Consider the following 23,390-nt stretch of genomic DNA (forward strand, 5'->3'; position numbering starts at 1 on the left):
AGAGTTTACGACGAATCCGTTAGTTCAAACTGAATCTGTTCACCCTTTGCCGCCATCGCGCTGGATTTTCCGCCGGTCGACGGTTAATCGAAGGTGAATTTCCCCGGGGACACCCCTTTGCTGCTGCGCTCCACGCTCATCTATGCCCCGGCGATCCTGCTGACACGGATTTCCGCGCTGCTCCTGCTGGTCATCGTGACGCGGTTGATCGATCAGACCGAGTATGGCCTGCTGACCCTGGTGGTGACCGTCGGCGAAATGACCGACGTTGCCGTCACCAACTGGCTGCGCATCGCTTTGCTCAGGCTTGGCGGCAAAGGCGACGTCAGCCGCGGCAGCCTGATGCTGGCCGGGCGGGTGTTGCTTGCCAGCACGGCCGTGGCGCTGATCATATCCGTGGCCGCCTCCGCAGTGATCGTGCCGGAGCGCTGGATCGAGTTCGCGATCGCAGTCTGCAGCTATCTGATCGCCGGATCCATCGGCCGCTTTGCGTTGACAGTGCTGCAGATGCAGCAGCGTCATTCGGTCTATTCGATGCTCGAGTTCCTGCGCGCCGTGCTGCAACTCGCGCTGCCGATCGGCGCCATCGTCATGTTTCAAGATTCGTTTCTGACGGTATCGCTCGGCTCGAGCCTCGGCGTACTGATTGCCGGTATCGTGGCGGGCCTAATGGCATCCCGACGCGTCGTTGCCGGTCCGCCCCGTTTCGCCCAAAAGGAGTTCTTCGTCCTCGGCGTGCCCCTGGTCATCATGGCGCTGGTAGGCTTCGGCCTGCACAGCGCCGAGCGTGTGTTCCTCAAGATCTATTACGATGCCGGCGCAGTGGCGATCTTCGCCGCAGCCTATGCACTGGCCCGCCAGCCGATCGATATGGTCGCCAACTCCATCAACATGGGCGCCTTTCCCGAGGTGGTCAGCCGGTTCGACGACGACGGTCCTGCGGCATCGGGCCGGCTGCTGTCGCAATTGATGGCCTTGATGATGCGCCTTTGCCTGCCGGTTGCAGCGATGCTGGTCGCACTCAGCAGCGACATCACGCAGCTCCTGCTGCCCGCCGAATATCACGGCCGTTTCGGCCTGCTCTTTCCGATCATCGCCTTCAGCGTGCTGTGTGCCAATCTCGCGAGCTTCGTCTATGGCACCGTGGTGCATGCGCACAAGCGGCCTTGGCTGCTGATCATCGCCAATTCCTTCGGCTCGGTGGCGACAATCGCACTGTCCGTGCTGTTGATCCCTCCGATGGCGGAGGTCGGCGCTGCGTTGGCGCTAGCGGGCGGATCGCTGGCAGGCCTTTTAGCCTGCATCATCATCAGCGAGCGGCTCACGCCGGTGCCGGTGCCATGGCGCGACATCGGCGTTTCGGTCGTCATCTCGCTCAGCACCGGGCTGGCCGCCAGCCTTGCCAGCGCTCTACTCGGCGATATGCCAGCCATCTTCCCGCTCGTCGCGGGTGGCACCGCCGGCGCGGTGGTTTTCTTCGGGCTGACCTGGCTGTTTTATCCCGCCGCCGCGATGCAATTCGTAGCCAAGCTGAGGGCGCGTTTACGGCTCGCATAGACCCGCGATGGTATCTTGAATCTGGGTGCCGTGGTCCTGAAAAGCGGTTCCCGGCGTCGGACCGATGCTGCAGCCCCAGGCGGCCGCCCCGTTTGTTGGGGTAATCGTTACTTATAGATCGACCTTTCGACGTCCCCGACGATCCCATAACTCCCGGCACAGCAGCGCTGCGTAGGCAGTGTTGGTGTCATAGTAACGGCGCCACAAGCGTCGCGGCTCCTGTGCCACGCGAAACAACCACTCCAGACCGGCCGCTTGAACCAGTTTTGGCGCCCGGGCAACCTTGCCGCCATAGACATCGAAACTGCCGCCCACGCCCATGACTAAACTCGGGGTGAGTTCGTCACGATAGCGCTTGAGAAAGCGCTCCTTGCGCGGCGTCGGCATCGCCACCAACAGGCAGTCGGCCCCCGAAGCGTTGATCGCCTCAACGAGGCCGGCCTCGTCTTCCGGCTTGAAATAGCCATTGCGCATAGCAGCGACGACGAGGCCCGGATGTTCCCTGGCAAGTCGCATTCTAACCGCATCGAGAACGGATTGTTCGGCGCCCAGGAGGAAGGGCTTGAAACCACGATTCGCGCAGAGGCTCAGCAGATTGATCATGATGTCGACACCCGCTACCCGCTCAGGAAGCGCGACGCCGCAAAGACGCGCCCCCCAAAGCACGCCGATGCCGTCGACGTTAATCACATCCGCCGTCGCAACATCTTCCCGCAGCTCGGTATTGTTGCGCATGTTCACAAGCTTGGCGACATTCACGACCACATGATGCAGCGGCCGCCGCAGGGTCATCGCCTCATCGGCAATGGCCAGCGTCTCGGCCATGGTCAACGCATGGATCGGCGCGCCAAGGAATTCCCGGCGCCGTGACGCCAACAGGCGATGCTGCGACCATGCTGGGTCGTGCGCGTTCATGCGGCCTCCTCTGCACTTGCAGGAAGTGCCAGGTGTTCGAGCGCTGATTTCTTGCCTTCGATGCGGGCGTCGGGCTTGCGTGCCTTGCGCCAGGTCCACAAACCCCTTGTGTCGATGAGCTTCTTGTCCTTGAGCGCTTCGGGATCAACCAGATTGAACTGCCGATGGTCGACCAGCAGGACGACGATATCGCACTGGTCGATGGCGGAAAGCGCATCGGTGAAGACGATGCCTTTGCCCTCGAGTTCATGCGGCAGCCTATGTGTGTTGGGTTCGGCCGCGATGATCTTCAGGTTGGGAATATCTGACAAAAGTTTCACCACCTCGACAGCCGGACTCTCGCGCATATCGTCGATATTGGCTTTGAAGCTGAGGCCAAGACAAGCGATCGTCTGCTTGCGGGAAGGATCGAGGAGGGCTTCTATATCCCTGACCACCGACAGGGGACGCTCGGAATTGATCCGACGTGCCGAAGCCATCAGCCGCGTGCTGTTGGGCGCGGCGTCGATGATAAAATACGGGTCGACGGCAATGCAGTGGCCGCCAACGCCCGGGCTCGGCTGCAGGATGTTCACGCGGGGGTGCCGGTTAGCGAGATCGATCACCTCCCAAACGTTGAGCGAAAGATCCTGGCACACTGCCGCAAGCTCGTTGGCAAAGGCGATATTGACGTCGCGGAACGCGTTCTCGGTCAGCTTCACCAGTTCCGCGCTTTCGGCCTGGGTCGTGAACAGGTCGCCGGCAACAAAGGTTGAATAGAGTGCCGCGGTGCGTTCCGACGACTTGCGCGAAAGTCCGCCGATCGAGCGATCGTTGTTGATCAACTCGGTAAGGACCTTTCCCGGCAACACGCGCTCGGGCGAATAGGCGACCAGGACATCGGCCTCTTCGCCATGCACCAGAGGAAATTTGAGATCGGGCCGCAACTCGGCAAGCAGTCCCGTCATGATGCGCGTCGTGCCGACCGGCGACGTCGATTCCAGCACCACAAGGTCTCCCCGCTTCAGCACGGAGGCGATGCTTCGTGCCGCCGCGAGCACATAGCTCACGTCAGGCTTGTGGTCCTCGGTCATCGGGGTCGGCACTGCGATGACAAAGGCGTCCGCCGGCTGCGGCGTACTGAAAGCCCTAAGCTTGCCGTTGGCTACAACCTTCTGGATCAAACCATCGAGGTCCGGCTCGACGATATGGATTTCGCCGCGATTGACCTTCTCGACCACCGCTTCGTTGACGTCGACACCAATGACGTCGAGCCCACGACTGGCGAAGATGGCACAGGTCGGCAGGCCGATATAGCCCATGCCGATAACGGAAACGGTCTTGATCTCAGCCATGATACAGCAATTCCTCAACGATCCGGTTACTGGCCCGGCCATCGCCATACGGGTTGTGTCTTTCCGCCATGCCGCGATACGCGGCCTGATCGTCGAGCAGGCTGTTGGCATTCGACAGGATTTTTTGGATATCGGTGCCGACGAGACGGGCGGTACCCGCCGCGATCCCCTCGGGCCGCTCGGTATTCTCGCGCATCACCAGCACCGGCTTGCCGAGCGAAGGCGCTTCTTCCTGCACGCCGCCGCTATCGGTCAGCACCAGGTAGCTCTGCTTCTGAAGGAACAGGAACGGCAGATAGTCCTGCGGGTCCACGAGGTGGATGTTCGGCACGCCGCCCAGTTCTGCGTTGACCACCGAGCGCACATTGGGGTTGGGATGGACCGGATAGACGATCTGCACGTCCTCGCGCATTGCCAGCCCCTTCAGCGCCGTACAGATACGATGGATGCCGCCGTCGAAATTTTCACGGCGATGACCGGTGACGAGGATCATTTTCTTGGCGGGATCGAGGAAGGGGAAATGGGCTGCGAGCCTCGCGCTCATCAGCTTGTCGGCGTCGATCGCGCCGGAAAAATGCAACAGCGTGTCGATCACCGTGTTGCCGGTCACGAAGATGGTGTTCGCAGCCTTTCCTTCGGCGATGAGATTGTCGCGCGCCTGGATAGTCGGCGCAAAATGCCAGGTCGCGATATCGCCGGCAATCTTGCGGTTCAGTTCCTCAGGAAAGGGAGAGTTGATATCGTGGCTGCGCAATCCTGCCTCGATATGGGCGACCGGGATGCGCTTGTAGAAGGCAGCCAGAGCCGCAGTCATCGCCGTGGTCGTATCGCCCTGCACGAGGACGATATCGGGCATCGCCTTCTCCAGCACTTCGGCCATGCCCAGCAGCACGCGCGAGGTGACGTCGAACAATGTCTGGCCGGGCTGCATGATGTTGAGATCGTGATGCACCGGCAGGCCGGTCAGTTCGATGACCTGGTCGACCATCTCGCGATGCTGGCCGGTGATGCATGTCTCGGTAATAAAACCCGGATGGGCAAGCGCGGCGCGCACCACCGGAAAGCATTTGAGCGCCTCCGGCCTCGTGCCGAACACGATCAGCAGTTTTTGCCTGGACGGCAGTTTCGGATGTGAAAGGACGTTCATTGCTGATCCTGGTCGCCAGAAGGCGTCGCGACCTGCTGATTATTGGCCACAAGAGCTATAATAGCGGCAGAAGCCGCCCCCGTGACCTTAAATCCTAATATATGATTAACAGCCAAGCCCGCGTTCTCCCCGGTAACTCTTATGAAAGCCTAAACCGATAGGTATCCTGGCACAGTAGTCTTGAAAAAGAACATATTCGATTGACTAATATTTTAATTATCGGCCACACCGTCGGATCTCGGCGCTGGGAAAATGAGCTTCTGGTGCGGTTGAACGCAGCTGGTCACGTGGTTTCGAGTTGCCGCGCGCCTGCGCCTGCGCCGATCGCACGCGGACTGGATACCGTGCTGGCGATCGAGAGCCGACGCTTCGGTCCCTCATTGGCAAGCCGCTCCGAGTCGTTGCCGTCTGGCGGTTCCGGCCCAGCCGACCTCGTAATCGATCTCACCGGCACTGCCGCACGACGAGGCACGCCGGTTCTGACGCTCGAATTTTGCGGCCATAGCACCTTCCCCGCCGGTGTGGCCGAGATGCTGGCGAGCGGGCGATTGCCCGAACTTGCCGTTCGCCTCGATGGGACCACAGTCGCCCGGGGACGACCGATGATCAGCGACCGGCTCTGGCTGTCTCGCAGCTGCAACGACCTGCTCGCTGGGGCCATCTCGCTGGTTGCGCAAAGTGTCGCCCGTTTTTCCGCGGGCGAACTTGTGCCGATTGCCGATAACCCGGCGCCGATCCTGAGGAACGGCGGTATTGTCCGGCACTATCTGCCCTTTTTCTGCAGGGGGTTGGTCGATCGCGCCGTGCAAAAACTCAGACTTGGACGGCGCCCCTTCTATTGGCAGGTCGCCTATCGGCTGATCGACGGGCCAGGTGTCGCCGAAAGCGGGCAACTCGACGGTACGCCATTCACCGTCCTCCCGGACGATGGCCAGCGATTCTATGCCGATCCATTCGTCCTTGAGCGCGATGGCCGCCACTATCTGTTTGTCGAGGAATTTCCGTACGCTACGGGTCGCGGCGTGATTTCTGTCGCCGAGTTGGGCGACGATGGCACCTTCGGTGTGCCGAGGGTGGTCCTGGAGGAAGCGCACCACCTGTCGTATCCGCAGGTGTTCGCGCAGGCCGGCGAAATTTTCATGATTCCTGAAAGTGGGGCGGCGCGCGAGCTTGTGCTCTACCGCGCAGCACAGTTTCCCGATCGCTGGGTACGCGACACCGTGCTGATGACGGACAAGGATTTCAATGACGCCACGCTGCTCGAATCGGATGGGCGCTTCTGGCTGTTGGGGACGGAGCGGTTCGGTTACGGCAGCGCGTCGGATACGATGACGGTCTATTCCGCACCCTCGCTGCGCGGGCCGTGGGTTGCGCATGCGCTCAATCCCATTGCCGTCGATCACTCGGCCGCTCGGCCCGGCGGCGCCTTTATCCGCCAGGGCGATGCTCTGGTGCTGCCGGTGCAAAACGGGTCGAGAGCCTATGGCGGCGGTCTCGGGTTGATGCGACTGGATCGGCTTGACGAACTCGATGTCCGTTTTGCGCCGCCCCGCCCGATCGGCCCGGGACCGGCATGGGCCCGCGCGGGCATTCACACGCTCAACCGCGCAGGCTGTGTCGAGGTTGTGGATAGCGCCGGCTGACGCGTCTGGAGCCTGTGCTTATCCGAGCCGATCCGGTTTCGGCTCGGATGCAGCCACAGCCGACGATGCGCTCTTCGGCCGGTTTCTATACGGCGCGTTTCTATAGGCAAGCAGCAGCACCACGATAATCGCGATCTCCGGCGATTTTGACGAGAGCGCGTTGTTCGACAGCGCAGCAAGCAAGAACGTTATCGTACCGATCCATGCCGGCAGCGGCGCCCCGCGCAGCAGCCGAAAAATGAACCAGAATACCAGCATGATGAAGAGCACGGCTATGGGCAAGCCGAAGAGCATGATGATGACCACCGGCGCGCTCTCGATGTAGGGCAGATGCAGCTTCTCGTTGACGATCGCCAGCAGGTCGTCGACGTTCATGCCAAACAGGATGTCTTTCCAGCTAACAAGTCCGAACACCTGGTAGATCGTCACCCGAGCCATGAAATTTTCGTCAAAGATCGTGTTGCCGAATCGGTTCAGCAGTCCGCCCGAAAACAGTATGGCCACCAGCACTGCGCCAGCCGCCAGCGCGAACAGCAGTACGACAGACTTGGCCTGCCGCTGATGCTTGAGGGTCAGGCGCGGCCAAGGCACGAACATCAGCAGAATGAGGGTTTCTCCGGCAGCGAGCATCAGGGCGGCGCGGGCGCCTGATGCAGCACAGCCGACGAGCAATACGAAGATCGCCAGCACCCGCACCCATATGCGCCAGTGCGTCAGCGGTACGAATCCGATGACTGTGGCGCAGAGCGCACCTAGGGCCAGCGGGTGCGCCGATAGGCCGATTGGCCTGAACTGCAGTTCGTTGAGACCGTAAGGCAGAAATCGATGTTGAGTCACCGCCTCGATCGTGCCCATTACAGCGCTGAGGATCACCATCCCAAGCACGACGTCGCCCAACGCCCGCCGCACTTGCGCGTTCAAGGCCAGCATCAACAGGCCTGCGGCGCCCGCCACCAGATAGGTATCGATGATGAACCCCGAGGAGCCCGCGCGGCCGGTGATGAACAGATACGGCACCAGCGCGAAAATCAGCGCAGAATAGAGCATCAAAGCCTTGAATATTCCAATTTCGTCGCCTTGCAGCAGAAACGGCCGGCTGAAAAGAACGAACGGAAGCAGCAGAAAGATAGCATAGGTGCCGAAATGCAGTTTCTCGTAGAATGAACCCCCGTCGGCAGTATAGTCGACGACCATGTTCATAATCTGCGGTGACACCGTGAAGCGGAGCAGGAACGCGAACGCAGCGCATAGGAAAAACAGAAGCGACAGCGCGTTCTGACGGCGCGCCTGGCTGGACAACAATCGTTCCGATGCGGCAGCGGGATAGCTCATGGCCCATCCAAGTGGTGGTATTCAAACGGCATTCTGGCCAACGAGATCCATTCAAAGGTCCGCCGAACGGACGCGGCGTGTGACTCGGCAAAATATGCCAACTTGGAAAATGAGATGTTAACGATCTTTCTGTAGTGCTGGCCCGCGTAGCGAATAACAAGAGTTAGCACCATGTCCGCCGCTTCCGGCACAACCCCTCCCTCTGCAGCGGATTCCGATATCAGCGCACTCGAGCGGATCGCCAATGCGCGGCGCGCCAGCAGGGCAAGGCTGCAACAGGATGCCCCAGTCATGGCACGCACCTCCGGCCGTGTTACTCCGCAGACATCCGAGCCTATCCCGACGGTGACGCTTGACAAGATCGGCGATTTTCTTGAGCTCGATTTTCGACGCCTGTTTGTCTGGCTGCGTGCCGGGCTCGTCGTGGCATTGATGCTGGCGGTGGCCGGCGGCGTCATCGGCGCCGCCTACGGGTTGCTGAGCAAACAGCGTTATACCGTTACGATGGAAATCCTCATCAATCCCGCCAATTTGCAGGTTGTGGAAAACGATCTCTACTTGCAACCGGGCCAGGTCGATAGCCAAATACTTAACGCGCGCAGCAAGCAGCGCATCTTGACCTCGGGCAACGTGCTTGCACGTGTAGTGGACGAACTCGGTCTAGCCAACGATCCGGAGTTTTTCGACCCGGACCAGAGCGCCTCCACATCTGGCGCTGCAGCAAGTGGCGCCAAGTCCGATCCGAAGCTAATCGCCCAGAAAAGCCTGGCGGAGCGGGTCAGCGTCGCTGCAGATGAAACGTCGTTCGTCACAACCCTCTCGGTATCGGCAGAAACCACCGGCAAGGCGATCCTGATCTCGCAAGCCATAGTCAAGGCCTTCCAGGAAGAACTGGCCAAGGCCGAAGCTGCTGGTGCCGGCCGTGCCGCAGCTGCTCTTGAGGGCCGGCTCGGCCAACTCAAGCGCGACGTGCAGGCCGCCGAAGAGAAGGTCGAGAGCTACAGGCGCAGCCACAATCTGTCCTCCACCAATGGCCAGCTTGTCAGTTCGCAGACGATGACGCAGCTCAATAGTGAAATTGGAGAGGCGCAATCGCGCGTTATCGCTGCGCAGGCAAGTTACGACGCCTTGGTTGCTTCCAGTGTCAATGGAGCCAATCCTGACCCAGCGGTTTCGGCAGCACTCGCAGCACTGCGCGACAAGGCAAACGGGCTGCGCCAGCAGATCGATTCACAGTCGATGACCTTTGGTCCGCGCCACCCGACGATTGTCCGGCTGAGGACAGAATTCGAAACCGTCAGTTCTCAACTTAGGGCGGAGTTCGCCCGCACGGTCGGCACGGCAAAAGCCAACCTGGATAAGGCCAACGCCTCGTTGGCTTCTCTCAACGCCAAGATGAACGATCTGAAGAGCAATGTTTTCACCGACAGCGAGTCCCAGGTCGCCCTGCGTGAGCTTGAACGCGATGCCGCCTCGAGGAGGACGGTCTATGAAAGCTTCCTGTCTCGCGCGCGCCAAATCACCGAGCGCGAGCAGATCGACACCACCAATGTACAGGTGATTTCGACCGCGGTGCCGCCAAAGGGGCGGTCGTGGCCGCCCCGCACCCCGCTCACGGCAGCTCTGGGAGCTTTCGCTGGCTTCGCTCTAGGCATGCTGCTCGCCATTGCCATGGGCATCGTGCGCGACATGCGCCAGCCGCCGAACCGATCAGGCGTCGGCATCAGCCGAGCCTGAATCCAGGCATGGCGAAGCGCATTGTTTTTCACATTGCCAGCCTCAGGGGCGGCGGCGCCGAGCGTGTCTTCGTCCTCATGGCGAATGAGTTGGCATCGCGTGGCCACGATGTCATACTTTTTACCTGGAACGCCGAAGGACCCAACGCGGCGCTGCGCTCCCCTGCCGTGCATCTGGTCGATTTGGACCTTCCTATCCGGGGCGAGGGTTACGGCAAATCGGCTACGCTGAAAGGCATCGTGCGAAGCGCAAGTTTTTTCAGCCGTCTTGACCCGCATGCGGTCTATAGCGCCCCCGAATTTGCCAATCTGGTCGTGGCGCTGGCGCTTCTCTTGGCGCGAAGCCGAGCGCGGTTCTTTCCAAGTTTCCACGCAGCGGCCTCACTGCCTTCCAGCAGCCTCGGCGCGAGAATAGCGGTCTGGCTTTCCGCGCTAGTTGCAGCGCGCGCAACCAAAGCCATCGCCGTCTCAGTGGGTGTCGGACGCGATATTGTGGCCCGCGGCTTCCCCAAATCCAAGGTTGTCGTCATCAACAACCCGCTGCCGCCGGCTGCGGCGCCACAGGAAGATTCCTATGGCTGGCAGACCAGGCTGGCGACGATGGGCGATGCCCCGGTCATCGCCACCGCCGGACGCCTGGTGCCGGTCAAGGATCACCGGACTTTGCTCCAGGCCTTCGCTCTCCTGCGCGCCGGCCGCCGCGCTCGGCTTGTCATCTTCGGCGAAGGTCCGCTGGCTGCTGAGCTGCGCACCTATGCCCAGGAATGCGGGATCGGCGCGGATGTGCTCTTTGCGGGCTACGTTAATGATCCCGCAGCCTGTTATGCCGCAGCCGATCTGTTCGTCCTTACGTCGACGAGCGAGGGCTTTGGCAATGTTCTGGTCGAGGCCATGGCTGCTGGTGTCACGGTAGTCTCCACAGATGCGCCACATGGCCCGCGCGAGATTCTCGGTGACGGTCGTTTCGGCGCCTTGGTGCCGGTCGGCGATGCCGCGGCCCTGGCAAAGGCGATGGCTGAGATGCTGGACCACCCCACTTCTGCCGCCATCCTGAAAAGCAGGGCAGCGGATTTCGAAGTTGAAAAGATCGGGGATCTGTACGAAGCGCTGCTCTAATGCATGTCGCCCAAAGGTGCGCAGCGGTTTTGGGACAACGACATGCATAAAAACAGGAACTTAAAGCGCGTCGCATGAATCTCTCAGAGGCGACGCGCTTTAGCCAGAAACTTCGCGCTGGTGTTCGTTGATGCAGCCGCTATCGCCATTCGCATCGATCGTTGGCCGGTACAGGCCCGAGCAGGATGGGGTGTCAGATACATCGGAATCTGATAGCAGCCGATGAAGAGTAGCAGCGGGTCGGTCACCGCGGCGGGAAGCGCGGGGTGCAGCCGCATGGCGATTCCTTTTTAAAGAGGTGTTCGAATGAGACATGTGTGGCGTTGGTTCGGCCCGGTCGACAAGGTGACGATCGCGGATGCGCGTCAAGCCGGGGCGCAAGGCATCGTCTCGGCGCTTCACCACGTTCCTCACGGCGCCGTCTGGCTGCCCGCCGAAATCGAAAGACGCCAGCGCGAAGTCGCGTCTTTGCCGGATGGAAGCGCAAGCGATCTGAACTGGGAGATTGTCGAAAGCCTGCCGGTTTCCGAAGCGATCAAGACGCAGGTCGGCGAATGGCGCAGCCATATAGAAAACTACAGGATATCGCTGGAAAACCTGGCGCGGGCCGGCATTTCGGTCATCTGCTACAATTTCATGCCCGTGCTCGATTGGACCCGCACCGATCTCGCCTGGCGCCTGCCGCATGGCGGCACCACCATGCGCTTCGATCTGACCGACTTCGCCGCATTCGACATCCATATCCTGAAACGCCACGGGGCGCTCAGCGATTACACACCGGAGATCGCCTCCGAGGCGGAGCGCCGATATGCGCAGATGGATGACCGTGCGCGGAAGATCCTGGCAAGAAGCGTCAATTCCGGCCTGCCCGGCTCGACCGAGGACACCTCTCTCGAGGGTCTCGAGGCTCAACTGTCAAGTTACGACCGCATCGACGCAACCACCCTGCGCCGGCATTTCGTCGATTTCCTGGCGGAGGTCGTGCCTACGGCCGAACGCCTCGGCCTGCGTCTCTGCTGCCACGCCGATGATCCGCCGTTCCCACTGCTGGGCCTGCCGCGCATCATGTCGACCGAGGCCGACTACAGGTACATTCTGGACGCAGTCGACAGCCCGGCCAACGGCGCGACACTGTGCACGGGATCGCTCGGCGCAAGACCCGATAATGATCTGCCCGGCATGATCGGGCGGATGGGGTCAAAAATCCACTTCGCGCATCTGCGCAATGTGCGCAAGGAAGCGGCCGGCACTCCTTGCTCGTTCCACGAGGACGAGCACCTTGCCGGTGACACCGACATGGTGGCGGTGGTGGCGGCGCTGCTCCACGAGGAAGCGCGGCGTAAGAAGGAAGGACGCCAGGACGCCGTCATCCCGATGCGCCCCGACCATGGCCAGGATATCCTCGATGACCTGACGCGGGGGGCCCAACCCGGCTATCCGGCCATCGGTCGGCTTAAGGGATTGGCCGAACTCCGCGGCGTCGAACATGCCATTCGCAACTCGGCAAGAACTTAGTTCGCTGCGGGTCGGCCTCGCCTCCCGGCGCAGTTCAATGAGCGGCAATGGTTTCCAAAGCAGTTCGGCGCGGAAGCCGTCCGAAATTAAATTATTCGCCAGGCATCGCCACGGCTTCCGTGATTGTCGTTAGCTGCTGGGTTCGGAAATAGCGTGCAGCTTCCCCTTGGCGTTCACTTCGTACATCGTAGTGCCATCGACAAAAACCTTCTGGCAAACCCATTTACCCTTAGGTGTTTTTTCTGCGCAGCTAGTGTCACCTCTTACCACCCAGTCGTTTTCGAACTTCCCCTTTTGACCCTTATATTCGAATGTACCTTTTACTTTCTTCGTGTTCCAGTTCCAGTTGGTGGTTGCAGTGATCGGCGCGTCGGCGTCAACGATTTTCACGTTGAACTTCTTGCCATCTAGAAATTCTGGTATCTGATCACCCGTCAACTGCTTGGCGCTCTTTGGCATCTCCTCAGCTTGGGTAGCGGCTGAGCTTAAGGAAAGAGTCGACGCAAGCACTACGATGTAAACACGCTGCATAACTTCCTCCCACGAAAGGAACGACACGACAGGTAAATCCTGGTTTGTGCAGAGCAGATAAACGCAGACCCTGGCCTGACGCATGGTGCGTATGCAGGTTGATACTCTAGAGGAAGGGCACAGGCGGTCCGCAACCAGTACTCGCTAACATTCCATCGAATTCGACCATTGGGCGCTCCGCAGCGGGCCACCGGCTAGATGGCACCTTTTCACCCATTTGCGCGGACTTGTGTATAATGGCGGCTTGCGGCTTGAGTCCGATTGCAATCCGCTGGGTTACGCTCGTTATTGGTCCACCCGCAGCCGGTGTTGAAAAGAACTCCAGGAGGCGGTTGGGAATTCATATCCTGGGAGGAAATCACGATGAGAAAGTTCGCCGCCGTTCTGGCCGCCGCCGCAGCCGTCACGCTGTATTCGTTCGCCGCGGGCGCGCAAACCTATCCCGAACGCACCATCACCGTCGTGGTGCCGTTTTCGGCCGGCGGTCCGACCGACACGGTCACGCGCCTCGTCGCGGAAGCCATGTCGAAGGATCTCGGCCAGCAGATCATCGTCGAGAATGTCGGCGGCGCCGGCGGCACACTGGGCGCCGGCCGCGTCGCGAACGCCGAGCCAGACGGCTATACGCTGCTCCTCCATCACATCGGCATGGCGACAAGCGCCACGCTATATCGAAAGCTCGCATACGACACGCTGAACAGCTTCGAATATGTCGGCCTCGTCACCGAGGTGCCGATGACCATCGTCGGCCGCAAGGACCTCGAGCCGACAGATCTGAAGGGGCTGGTCGACTACGCCAAGGCCAACAAGGACACGGTCACCGTCGCCAATGCCGGTATAGGCGCGGCCTCGCATCTGTGCGGCATGCTGTTCATGAGCGCCATCGGCACGCCGCTGGTCACCGTGCCATACAAGGGCACCGGCCCGGCCATGACCGATCTTCTCGGTGGCCAGGTCGACATCATGTGCGACCAGACGACCAATACCACCAAGCAGATCCAGGGCGGCACGATCAAGGCCTACGCCGTCACCTCGCCGGAACGCCTCGATGTTCTGGCGGACGTCCCGACGACGACGGAAGCCGGTCTCCCGGAGGTGCAGGTCGGCATCTGGCACGGCCTCTATGCGCCTAAGGGCACGCCAGCCGAGGTCACCGAGCGCCTGTCGAAGTCGCTTCAGGTCGCGCTGAAGGACCCGAACGTCGCCGCCCGCTTCGCCGAGCTCGGCACCAAGCCGTCGTCCGACGCCGACGCGACGCCGGCCGCGCTGAAGGCCAAGCTGGAGGGCGAGATCGCGCGCTGGAAGCCGATCATCGAAGCCGCCGGCCAGTACGCCGACTGAGGTTTCGAAACGGGGCGCCCACCGGCGCCCCGTTCGCTTCGGCCGCGTTTTCGCACTGCACCGGGCGCCCGCGGCGCGGGCCTGGGAGGACGACATGAAACCTTTCACAATCGACACGACCAACGGCATATGCGCCGCGCTGTTCATCTTTCTCGGCGGATTTTTCGCGTTGCAGTCGCTCGGCCTCGAAATCGGCACCGCCTTCCGCATGGGACCGGGCTATTTCCCGCTGGTCCTGGCGATCGTGCTGATCCTGCTTGGCGCCGTCATCCTCATCGAAGCGGTGCGCTTCGAGAGCGAACCGATCGGGCATATAGCCTGGCGCGGCATGCTGTTCATCCTACCTGCCCCGATCTTCTTCGGCCTGACCGTGCGCGGCCTCGGCTTCATCCCCTCGATCTTCCTGACGGCGCTGATCGCATCCTTTGCCAGCGGCCGCATGAGGCCGCTGACCGCGCTCGTGCTCTCCGCCGGCCTGACGCTGTTTGCGTTCCTCGTCTTCAGCTATGCGCTCGGCCTGCCGTTCCGGCGCTTCGGCCCGTGGCTGCCCTCTTGGCTGGTGTTGTGAGGGGCTGAACATGGAACTCCTCAACAATCTCGCGCTCGGCTTTTCGACGGCCACGTCGCTGGCAAATCTCGGCTTCTGCCTGATCGGCGTCCTTCTCGGCACGCTGATCGGCGTCCTGCCCGGCATCGGCGCCACTGCAACCATCGCCATGCTCTTGCCGATCACCTTCCAGATCGGCGACCCGGTCTCTTCCCTCATCATGCTGGCCGGCATCTATTACGGCGCGCAGTATGGCGGCTCGACCACCGCCATTCTCATCAATATGCCCGGAGAATCCTCGTCCGCCGTCACCGCGATCGACGGCTACCAGATGGCCAAGAACGGCCGCGCCGGGGCGGCACTCGCCATCGCGGCGATTGGCTCGTTCTTCGCCGGCACGGTGTCGACCTTCCTCGTCGCCATCTTTGCCCCGCCGCTGACGGCGATCGCGCTGGAATTCGGCGCAGCCGAATATTTTTCGCTGATGATCGTCGGCCTTGTCTCATCCGTCGCGCTCGCCCACGGCTCGATTGTCAAGGCGCTGGCGATGGTGGTGCTCGGCCTGCTGCTCGGCATTGTCGGCACCGACATCTACACCGGCACGCCGCGCTTCACGCTTGGCATCCGCGAATATGCCGACGGGCTGAATTTCGTCGCGGTGGCGGTCGGCGTCTTCGGCGTTGCCGAAATCCTGCGCAACCTCGAAAACGAGCACGAGCGCTCCGTGATGATCCGAAGTGTCTCCGGCCTGATGCCGACCCGCGAGGACTTTCGTCGAATGGCGGCGCCCATCGTGCGCGGGACGATCATCGGTTCGGCGCTCGGCATCCTGCCGGGAGGCGGCGCGATCCTTGCAGCCTTTGCCTCCTACACGGTCGAAAAACGTATATCGAAAAACCCGGAGGAATTCGGCAAGGGCGCCATCGAAGGCGTCGCCGGACCGGAATCGGCCAACAATGCCGGCGCGCAGACCTCCTTCATCCCGATGCTGACGCTCGGCATTCCGGCCAATCCGGTCATGGCGCTGATGATCGGCGCGATGATCATCCAGGGCATCGTGCCCGGTCCCAATGTGGCGATCGAACAGCCGGCGCTGTTTTGGGGCATCATCGCCTCGATGTGGATCGGCAATCTGATGCTGATCATCTTGAACCTGCCGCTGATCGGGCTTTGGGTAAAACTCCTGACGATCCCCTATTATGTGCTCTTCCCGATCATCATGGCTTTCTGCTCGATCGGCGTTTACAGCGTCAACACCAACGTCTATGACCTCTACGCCGTCGCCTTTTTCGGCTTCCTCGGCTACCTCCTGACCAAGCTGCGCTGCGAACCCGCGCCGCTGCTGCTCGGCTTCGTGCTCGGGCCGCTGCTCGAGGAAAACCTGCGCCGCGCCATGATTCTCGCGCGCGGCGACCCGAGCACGTTCGTGACGAGGCCGATCAGCGCCGGTCTGCTCTTCATCGCGCTCGCCGTGCTCGTCATCGTCTTCCTGCCGGCGGTCAAGAAGAAGCGCGAAGAGGTGTTTGTGGAGGAGAATTAGCGAAAGTCACGCGGCCGCCTCATCACGGGCGCGGCCGCCGACGCGGGCTCCGGTTTCCGAATCGAACAGAAAGACCGCGGTGTCCTGGAAAGTGATGCCGATCGGCTCATCCATATCGTAGTGCGCCGATTTATCGGCCTTGACCGTTACGGTGGCCCCGCCGAATTGGCAGGTGATCAAGGTATGATCGCCGATCAGTTCCACAGCGTAGACCCGCGCGGCAATCTTGCCCGCCGATGGGCCCGTGACCCGGCAATCCTCGGGCCGAAGGCCGGCAGTGACCTTTTTCCGGCTTTCGGCAACGCTGGTCGCAAATCGTCCTTCCGCACAGGCGAAGGTACCCTCGACCAGCTCGCCCTGGAGAAAATTCATCGGCGGCGAACCGATGAAGCCGGCGACGAACAGGTTCGCCGGATCGTCGTAGATCTGTCGGGGCGTCGCGATCTGCTGCACGACGCCGCGGTTCATGATGGCAACACGGTGAGCCAAGGTCATGGCCTCGATCTGATCGTGGGTGACGTAGATCGTCGTCACGCCCAGATCGGCCTGCAGGCGTTTCAGCTCCGAGCGCATGTGGCCGCGCAGCTTGGCGTCCAGATTGGAGAGCGGCTCGTCCATCAGGAAGACGCTCGGCCGCCGCACCATGGCGCGGGCGAGCGCGATCCGCTGCCGCTGACCGCCGGAAAGCTGCCGTGGATAGCGATCGAGGAACTCCTCAAGGTGGACCTTGACTGCAGCGCTGCGGACGGAGGCGTCGCGTTCGGCGCGCGGTACGCCCCGCAGCTTCAGCGGATATGCGATGTTCTCCGCGACGGTCATGTGCGGATAGAGCGCGTAGGACTGGAACACCATCGCCACGTCGCGGTACTTGGGCAGCACGTGGGTGACGTCGCGGTCGCCGATGAGGACGCGGCCGGAACTCACCGATTCAAGCCCGGCGACCATGCGCAGCGCCGTCGTCTTGCCGCAGCCCGAAGGGCCAAGCAGCACCAGGAACTCGCCGTCCTCGATCTCCAGGTCGAGCCCTTTGACCACCTCGACCGTGCCGAAGGATTTGTAAATATCGGACAGGGTGACCCGCATATCGACTAGCCCTTCACTGCGCCGACCAGCAGCCCGCGCGCGATGTGCTTCTGCAGGATGCTGGAGATGACGATCACGGGGGCGATCATCACAGTGATCAACACCGACATGTTCCACCATTGCGGCCCGCGGGTCGTGTTCTGTGCCGATACCAGCACCGGCATCGTCTGCGCATCGGCATTGGAGAGGAAGAGGGCCAGCAGATACTCGTTCCAGGCGAGGATCAGCACCAGCAGGAAGGTCGCGGCCAAGCCGGATCGCACCAGCGGCAGCGCGATGGTGAAGAACACGCGAAACTTGGAGGCTCCGTCTATCTGTGCGCTCTCCTCAAGGTCGAGCGGGATGCCGGCGAAGAAATCGCGCGTCAGCCACACGACGATCGGCAGGTTGATGGCGGTGTAGGTGGCGATCAACGCCACCTGCGTGTCAAGCAGGCGCATCTGCTGGAACATCACGTAGATCGGCAACACGGCGACGATCGGCGGCATGATACGGTTCGAGATGATCCAGAACTCAATGTCGTTATTGCCGACCGCATGCTTCGTGCGCCCAACGAGCGTGAACAGCGCAATGATGAAGAGAGCCGTCGCCACGACAATGGCGATCTCCCACCGCACGCCGAAAGTGGCCACCGCCACGATGATTGCGGTGAGCAGGATCAAGAAGATCGCAACGGCGGCGAGCTTCACCTGGAAGCGGATACGCACGAGCGCGTAGGCCGCCAGCGAGCCGATCAGGACTGCGAGTAGCGTGCTGGCCACCGCGACGACGACGGAATTCATATAAGGGCGCAGTGTGTAATTCTGCACGAGCATGAAATCCCATGCCTGCAGCGAAGGGGCAAAGTCGACGAACGGGAGATAGAACGGCCCGTTGTCGACCTCGCCAGGTCCCTTGAAGGAGGTGATCAACACCCAGTAGAGAGGAACCACCACAACGAGCGTCCACAGGAACAGCAGCGCATACGTCACGATCCTGGCGACCGGCGCCTGGCTGTCGATCGAGGCCGGCTCGAACAGCCGGCGCGCCAGGGAGCGCGGCTCGGCGCTCATGCTTCGAACCGGCGCGCCGGCCGGACCACGAAGTTGAAGAACGAGACGCATACGATGGTCGAGATGAACAGGAGCATGTAGCCGACAGCGGCCGAGCCGCCGAGATCCTGGGTGCGCCAGGAAATGAAGGAATGGAGCGTCATCGATTCCGTCGCCAGGCCAGGGCCGCCGCCGGTGAGCACGTTCGGCAGGTCGATGATCTTGAAAGCCTCGATGAGCCGGATCAGCACGACGGTAGCAGCAATCGGCGCGATCGCCGGCCAGGTAATGTCGCGAAAAATCTGGAAGCCGTTGGCTCCGTCGAGCCGCGCCGCCTCGACCTGATCGCGAGGCTGATTCTCAATGGCCGCCAGCAGCACGATAAACATGAACGGTGTCCACTGCCAGGTGTCGCCGACCAACACCATGAGTCGCGCCGACCAGGCCTCTGTGGCCCACGACCACTCGCTGATGCCGAAAGCGCGCACGAGCGGGGCGAAGGGCCCCTTCTGCATGTCGGCAAGCATGCGAAACGTGTAGGCGATGCCGACCGGGGTTACCATCAGCGGGATGAAGAAGAGGACACGAAAGAAATTCCTGCCGCGGATAGGCTGGCCGCAGAGGAGCGCGAGGCCGAGCCCCAGTGCGAACTGCACGGACACGCCGACGAACACGTAGAGAAGCGTGTTGACGACAGTCCCTGGCACGCCGCCCGGCGCCATGGTGGCCAGCGCAAGCGCCGCCAGCCCCATCGCCATTGCCGTCGCGAGAAGCCGACCAACCGTGCCGACGACGGTCGGCCTGCCACGCAACAAGTAGCGGGCGAGGAGGAAAAACAGCCCTGCCGCGATCAACGCCAGCAAAACGGATTGGACAAAGCCGAACGTGCCAAACTTGCCGAGCAGGTGATACTGCTGCGAGCCGACCAGCAGCTTGCGGAAGTTCACAAGTCCGATGAATTTCAGCGTGAATCCGCCCGGCGCGAGCGCAAAGCGCGAAAGCGCGAGATAGGCCGAGATGATGAGCGGAAAAATCGCGAAGCAGAGAAGCACGACGACGGCAGGCAGCACCATGATCCGGCCCGAGTGGCCGTCCAGCCATTCGGCCCAGCTGCGGCGGTCGGCAGCTTCTGGCATAATGTCGGTTGCGGTCATCATATCCTGGGAAAGTGGGGCAGGCATGAGACCCGGCGCGGACCGATGCCACGCCGGGCCGATTGCCTAGCGCCTATTTGGCGCCGATTGTCGCTTTGTAAAGTTTGAGCTGCTCGTCTTTGCCAATCTCTTCGTTCAGCTCATTCCACCCTTCCTCGACCGCCGCGACGGTCGCTTCCTTGTCGATTTCGCCGGCGAGGAAGCGCGACACCGCCTCGTCGAGCACGACCTGCTGGTACTTCTGATTCTGTGGGATGCGCAGGTCGAGGATCATGTTCGGGCTGCTCATGCTGTCATTGATCGCGCCCAGGTAGACTTTAGCCTCCTCCTCGCTCATCCCGGCCTTCTTCCAAAGGTCGCTGTAGCTGAGCTGTGAGGTGCGATACGGGTTGAAGCCGGTGCCGCCGACGGTCACGTCGGCGTTCGACTGTGCCGGCTGCGTCATGAACGAGAAGTAGGCGTAGGCGGCGTCCTTTACCTTCGGATCGGCCGCCGCGTTGATGCCGCCGCCCCAGCCGCCAAAAGCGGCGAATGGTGCGTGGTTCACGCCGTCGATCGCGTGTGGGCAGTTTTCTGCCGTGCAGGCCTCGAGCTTGCCGGTGTCCCAGTTCAGGACCTCCTTGGATCCGGGCATGATCGCCGCGCCCCACTTGCCCATTACCTTGGACTGGGCCGGGTCGATCGAGATCGTGCCTACATCACCCCAGTCGAGGTTCAGCGCGCAGCGGCCGGAAGCGAAGAGCGGCCTTGTGTCGCTGACATCGAGGTTCAGCTCGTCCGGCGGGCCGTATTTGGTCGATTCAGACAGGAAGTCGAGCGCCTTGCGGAAGGCGTCGTTGTTGACGAGTGGCGTCATGTCCTTGGTGTTGAAGAAGGTGCCCTGGCTGGTTCCCTTGGACTGGGTCATTGAGCCGACCACATCGGTGACGAACCAGTAGCTCTGCGCGTTGCGCTTCTTGGCAATGCACGAACCGAAATCCGGCGTGCCATCGCCGCTCATGTCCTTGCCATGCGTGGCCTTGGCGACTTCGAGATACTCGTCCCAGGTTTTCGGCACCGCCAGGCCGGCCGCTTCCAGCACGTCCTTGCGGTAGTACATCATATGGAAGTCGCCATCGAGCGTGATCATGTAGGTCTTGCCGCTGTACTTCTCGGAGAAGTCCCGGAAGAACGCGCCCACATCCTCCTGCTGGATGTCCTTGTCGGCCTCGACCCGCGGCGTCAGGTCCTCGAGGTAGCCGCCGGCGATGTAGTCGACCATCCATTGCGGGGCGAACACGCCGGCGTCGACCGAGTTGGTGCCGCTGGCCCAGTCGGTGAGGATCTTTTGATAGAGATCCGAGAAGGGCACCGCGATGACATTGATCTTGGCGCCGGTGAGCGCTTCGAATTCGGGAGCGCGCCTCTGCAGCGGCTCCTGAATCGCACCGGTCTGCGTAATGACGTTCACGGTAACTCCCGCAAACGGCTTGTCCTGCGCAAAGGCAGGTGCGCCAACCAGCGCGGCAAAAGCCGAGACGCCAGCCAGAAAGGTCCCAATTCTCATCAGACTTCCTCCCATATTGACCGGGACCTGTTCCGAACCAAGCCGCCGGTATCTCCCCGTCGGCTGCCGTCGCCAGAGCACGGCACCAACGCTCCTCAAGCACAATATCGGCATCGCACAGCGAGTCCAGTGCCTTGCCGCAACGGAAGGTGAGGTGCCCCGGGGCTTCCCGGCTAATGCATGTCGCCCAAAAGCACGCCCTCGGGCGTGACCCGAGGGTGCGCAGTCACTGCAAGTTGGTGTGGCGGAACAACATCAGCTTGTGCGCGCCGGATATCTGCTGCGCCAGGCCGAGCACCATGCTGTCGAGCAGGATCAGGCAGGATTGCTCGAACAGGCTGCCGCCAAACTGTTTCGATTCCTCGATGGGTATATGCAGCGTGACGTCGGCAATGCCGGCCAAGGTCCCCGCTGGCTTATGCGTCAGCGTAACGATCTTGGCGCCTTCCGCCTTGGCGATGCGGGCAAAGCCTGTACTGACCGGTGTCTCTCCAGAGCCGGAGATGATCAGCAGCGCATCGCCCTTGCGGATCGACGGCGCCGATACCTCACCGACGAAATGCACCGTTCGGCCAAGGTGCATGAAGCGCATCGCGCCCATCTGCGCGACAAGGCCGGAACGCCCCTGCCCGGAAAAGAACCATCGCTGATCGGAGTCATCGAACGCCTGCACCAGCCTTGCAAAGGCGTCAACGTCGATCCGGCCAAGAAGGTCGGTTATCTCCTGTCCCACGGCCAGCCACGGCCTGGATTGGGCAATCTGTCGCGAATCCATCGTGCTATCTCTTTCGGGCTTGCGGATTCTGTAATGGCGCTGCCAACCACGAGGATTTCGGGCTCGACTGCGATCACTGCTTCCAGCGTGTCGGGGCCGATCCCGCCGGCGAGCGAAACCAGAAAGCCGCGATCGTGCATCTTTCTCACAGCGTCGATATGTGACGAGGAGGTGTTGCCCGCCAGCCGCGCATCGGTTGGCGAGTGGATCGCGATGTAGCCGAAGCTTTCGGGGAAGACAGCATTCAAGGGAAGCAATTCTGCCTTGCCCGACTCGGTGATGGTGTCGACGATGACCGTCGCGCCGAAGGCGGCGGCACGTTTTCCCACCGCCTCATGCGTGGCGGACGAAGCACACGACAGCACCGTCATGAACGCGGCCCCGGCGCCGAATACCATATCCGCCTCGAATTGGCCGCCGTCGACGGTTTTGGTGTCAGCCAACACCATGACTTCAGGGCAGAGCTCGCGCGCCGTGGTGATGGCAGAGAGGCCAAGGCGTTTCAGCAACGGCGTGCCGATCTCGATAATATCGGCGAACGCCTTCATCTGCGGGAGCAGGGCCAGGTGTTCAGGCTTGTCGAAGGCGACTTGGAGGAGCAAGGCGGTTCTCTCGGATTGCTTAAGACAGCGGATGCGGCATGACGACAACGCCCAACCTGCTGTCGTGTGCTTCGTGGTCGAAATCTGCCATAATCCAGCAACCTCCAGGCTGGTCTGCATAGGGAGAGCAAATCGTACCCTGCAAAGCAAGTTCTTGTTGAAAGCAGGAGGTGCGGGGCATGATCAGCGCCGACGCCAACAGCAATGCGATATGGAGGCAGTCCTTGACGAGATTGTTTGAGCCCATGGGATGCAAGGTCGATCTGTCGACTGGTGCGATGGAAAATGCAACCGGCAGCTACCAGAAACGCTTCCGCGATCTGGACAAGCTCTACGCCGATGCCGCGGCGTTCGAAGCCATGCGTGCGACATGGGGCGAGCGCATCGTCTACGAGGTCTCCGAGTTCCGGCCGACCGAGCAGTCGGGCGATCTGATTTTCGGCGTCACGCGCATGGTGCCTGGCAAGGTCGGCAACGAGTATTTCATAACGCGCGGTCATATCCACAAGCAGGCCGACCGGCCCGAAATTTATTACGGTCAGAAAGGCCGCGGCCTCATGCTGATGGAATCGCCGGAGGGCGAGGTCCGGATCGTGCCGGTCGATGCGCAGACCGTCTGTTACGTCCCCCCGTTCTGGATCCACCGCTCGATCAATGTCGGGGAAGACGACCTGGTGATGCTGTTCTGCTATCCCGCCGATTCAGGTCAGGACTACGAGATCATCGCAAAATCGGGAGGCATGCGCTCGCGCGTCGTCGCCGGCGATGGAGGCTGGAGGGAAGTCGACAACCCGGATTGGCGACCGCGTGACGCGAAGCTGATCTCCGCCCTCTATGGGCAACGATCCCGCACGGTGCGGGCATGAAGGCTCCCTTCGAGATCGCTGCTTCACTTCGCACTGCTGCGGCGGCGCTGCGAGCGACGGAAATCCGGGAGACCGGCAA

General features: G+C 61.6%; 21 protein-coding genes. 9 read left to right on the forward strand and 12 right to left on the reverse strand.

Translation table 11 applies throughout. The annotated features are described in order from the left end of the window. The first annotated feature begins 117 nt into the window (after nucleotides 1–117). Nucleotides 118–1,557 carry a lipopolysaccharide biosynthesis protein gene (locus NKH36_RS11095; RefSeq protein ID WP_352958950.1) on the forward strand — a complete coding sequence of 480 codons (1,440 nt, stop codon included), beginning with the start codon at nucleotides 118–120 and terminating at the stop codon, nucleotides 1,555–1,557. Between the two features lie 111 nt (nucleotides 1,558–1,668). Here NKH36_RS11095 and NKH36_RS11100 read toward each other — a convergent pair whose 3' ends face one another. The 3 genes from NKH36_RS11100 to wecB are packed head-to-tail and all read right to left on the reverse strand — an operon-like array spanning nucleotide 1,669 to nucleotide 4,953. After that, nucleotides 1,669–2,472, reverse strand: coding sequence for a WecB/TagA/CpsF family glycosyltransferase (locus tag NKH36_RS11100; RefSeq protein WP_352958948.1), 804 nt, complete (start codon nucleotides 2,470–2,472; stop codon nucleotides 1,669–1,671). Continuing rightward, nucleotides 2,469–3,806: a UDP-N-acetyl-D-mannosamine dehydrogenase gene (wecC, locus tag NKH36_RS11105; RefSeq protein WP_352958947.1), complete on the reverse strand. Its 1,338-nt coding sequence runs from the start codon at nucleotides 3,804–3,806 to the stop codon at nucleotides 2,469–2,471. Before wecC ends, NKH36_RS11100 begins: the two co-directional genes overlap by 4 nt. Next, nucleotides 3,799–4,953: a non-hydrolyzing UDP-N-acetylglucosamine 2-epimerase gene (gene wecB / locus NKH36_RS11110; RefSeq protein ID WP_352958946.1), complete on the reverse strand. Its 1,155-nt coding sequence runs from the start codon at nucleotides 4,951–4,953 to the stop codon at nucleotides 3,799–3,801. The genes wecC and wecB overlap by 8 nt, the downstream gene beginning before the upstream one ends. 602 nt (nucleotides 4,954–5,555) lie before the next feature. Between wecB and NKH36_RS11115 the strand changes: the two genes are divergently transcribed. Beyond that, complete coding sequence (locus NKH36_RS11115; protein WP_352958945.1) at nucleotides 5,556–6,596, forward strand: glucosamine inositolphosphorylceramide transferase family protein; 1,041 nt, start codon at nucleotides 5,556–5,558, stop codon at nucleotides 6,594–6,596. 18 nt (nucleotides 6,597–6,614) lie between these two features. On the opposite strand, the gene NKH36_RS11120 is transcribed toward NKH36_RS11115, so the two are convergent. Both NKH36_RS11120 and NKH36_RS11125 read right to left on the reverse strand, forming a co-directional pair. After that, nucleotides 6,615–7,928, reverse strand: a complete 1,314-nt coding sequence (locus NKH36_RS11120; RefSeq protein WP_352958943.1) for a VpsF family polysaccharide biosynthesis protein — start codon at nucleotides 7,926–7,928, stop codon at nucleotides 6,615–6,617. After that, nucleotides 7,925–8,221 (reverse strand): hypothetical protein, encoded by a 297-nt coding sequence (locus tag NKH36_RS11125; protein ID WP_352958941.1) that lies wholly within the window; start codon nucleotides 8,219–8,221, stop codon nucleotides 7,925–7,927. Before NKH36_RS11125 ends, NKH36_RS11120 begins: the two co-directional genes overlap by 4 nt. Between NKH36_RS11125 and NKH36_RS11130 the strand changes: the two genes are divergently transcribed. The 3 genes from NKH36_RS11130 (at nucleotide 8,148) to uxuA (ending at nucleotide 12,295) form a co-directional block, all read left to right on the forward strand. After that, nucleotides 8,148–9,665 carry a GumC family protein gene (locus NKH36_RS11130; RefSeq protein ID WP_352962079.1) on the forward strand — a complete coding sequence of 506 codons (1,518 nt, stop codon included), beginning with the start codon at nucleotides 8,148–8,150 and terminating at the stop codon, nucleotides 9,663–9,665. The genes NKH36_RS11125 and NKH36_RS11130 overlap by 74 nt on opposite strands. An 8-nt stretch (nucleotides 9,666–9,673) precedes the next feature. Continuing rightward, the gene (locus NKH36_RS11135; RefSeq protein WP_352958937.1) at nucleotides 9,674–10,780 is read left to right on the forward strand and encodes a glycosyltransferase; all 1,107 of its coding nucleotides are present in this window, start codon (nucleotides 9,674–9,676) and stop codon (nucleotides 10,778–10,780) included. 306 nt (nucleotides 10,781–11,086) lie between these two features. Next, the gene (uxuA, locus tag NKH36_RS11140; protein ID WP_352958936.1) at nucleotides 11,087–12,295 is read left to right on the forward strand and encodes a mannonate dehydratase; all 1,209 of its coding nucleotides are present in this window, start codon (nucleotides 11,087–11,089) and stop codon (nucleotides 12,293–12,295) included. A 129-nt stretch (nucleotides 12,296–12,424) separates the two neighbouring features. On the opposite strand, the gene NKH36_RS11145 is transcribed toward uxuA, so the two are convergent. Further along, the gene (locus tag NKH36_RS11145) at nucleotides 12,425–12,826 is read right to left on the reverse strand and encodes a hypothetical protein (protein ID WP_352953422.1); all 402 of its coding nucleotides are present in this window, start codon (nucleotides 12,824–12,826) and stop codon (nucleotides 12,425–12,427) included. A gap of 363 nt (nucleotides 12,827–13,189) precedes the next feature. On the opposite strand from NKH36_RS11145, the gene NKH36_RS11150 reads away from it, so the two are divergent. From NKH36_RS11150 to NKH36_RS11160, 3 genes are all read left to right on the forward strand, one after another. Further along, the gene (locus tag NKH36_RS11150; RefSeq protein ID WP_352958934.1) at nucleotides 13,190–14,167 is read left to right on the forward strand and encodes a tripartite tricarboxylate transporter substrate-binding protein; all 978 of its coding nucleotides are present in this window, start codon (nucleotides 13,190–13,192) and stop codon (nucleotides 14,165–14,167) included. Between the two features lie 94 nt (nucleotides 14,168–14,261). Continuing rightward, nucleotides 14,262–14,735 (forward strand): tripartite tricarboxylate transporter TctB family protein, encoded by a 474-nt coding sequence (locus NKH36_RS11155; protein WP_352958932.1) that lies wholly within the window; start codon nucleotides 14,262–14,264, stop codon nucleotides 14,733–14,735. Between the two features lie 10 nt (nucleotides 14,736–14,745). Beyond that, the gene (locus NKH36_RS11160; RefSeq protein ID WP_352961827.1) at nucleotides 14,746–16,254 is read left to right on the forward strand and encodes a tripartite tricarboxylate transporter permease; all 1,509 of its coding nucleotides are present in this window, start codon (nucleotides 14,746–14,748) and stop codon (nucleotides 16,252–16,254) included. A gap of 6 nt (nucleotides 16,255–16,260) precedes the next feature. On the opposite strand, the gene NKH36_RS11165 is transcribed toward NKH36_RS11160, so the two are convergent. The 6 genes from NKH36_RS11165 to NKH36_RS11190 form a co-directional block, all read right to left on the reverse strand. Beyond that, nucleotides 16,261–17,337, reverse strand: a complete 1,077-nt coding sequence (locus NKH36_RS11165) for an ABC transporter ATP-binding protein (RefSeq protein WP_352958929.1) — start codon at nucleotides 17,335–17,337, stop codon at nucleotides 16,261–16,263. 5 nt (nucleotides 17,338–17,342) lie between these two features. Next, a complete protein-coding gene (locus NKH36_RS11170) occupies nucleotides 17,343–18,389 on the reverse strand; it encodes a carbohydrate ABC transporter permease (protein ID WP_352958928.1) in 1,047 nt (348 codons plus the stop codon). Next, on the reverse strand, nucleotides 18,386–19,522 hold the full coding sequence (locus tag NKH36_RS11175) for a carbohydrate ABC transporter permease (RefSeq protein ID WP_352958926.1): 1,137 nt from the start codon (nucleotides 19,520–19,522) through the stop codon (nucleotides 18,386–18,388). The genes NKH36_RS11170 and NKH36_RS11175 overlap by 4 nt, the downstream gene beginning before the upstream one ends. A gap of 73 nt (nucleotides 19,523–19,595) precedes the next feature. Further along, a complete protein-coding gene (locus tag NKH36_RS11180) occupies nucleotides 19,596–21,068 on the reverse strand; it encodes an ABC transporter substrate-binding protein (protein ID WP_352958925.1) in 1,473 nt (490 codons plus the stop codon). Between the two features lie 226 nt (nucleotides 21,069–21,294). Further along, nucleotides 21,295–21,843, reverse strand: a complete 549-nt coding sequence (locus NKH36_RS11185) for an SIS domain-containing protein (RefSeq protein ID WP_352958924.1) — start codon at nucleotides 21,841–21,843, stop codon at nucleotides 21,295–21,297. After that, a complete protein-coding gene (locus tag NKH36_RS11190) occupies nucleotides 21,786–22,565 on the reverse strand; it encodes an orotidine 5'-phosphate decarboxylase / HUMPS family protein (protein WP_352958923.1) in 780 nt (259 codons plus the stop codon). Before NKH36_RS11190 ends, NKH36_RS11185 begins: the two co-directional genes overlap by 58 nt. Nucleotides 22,566–22,669: 104 nt before the next feature. Here NKH36_RS11190 and NKH36_RS11195 point away from each other — a divergent pair, with 104 nt between their 5' ends. Further along, nucleotides 22,670–23,311: a glucose-6-phosphate isomerase gene (locus NKH36_RS11195; protein ID WP_352958922.1), complete on the forward strand. Its 642-nt coding sequence runs from the start codon at nucleotides 22,670–22,672 to the stop codon at nucleotides 23,309–23,311. Nucleotides 23,312–23,390 lie beyond the last annotated feature (79 nt).

Source organism: Mesorhizobium sp. M1312, from assembly GCF_040318115.1.
Lineage (GTDB): Bacteria > Pseudomonadota > Alphaproteobacteria > Rhizobiales > Rhizobiaceae > Mesorhizobium.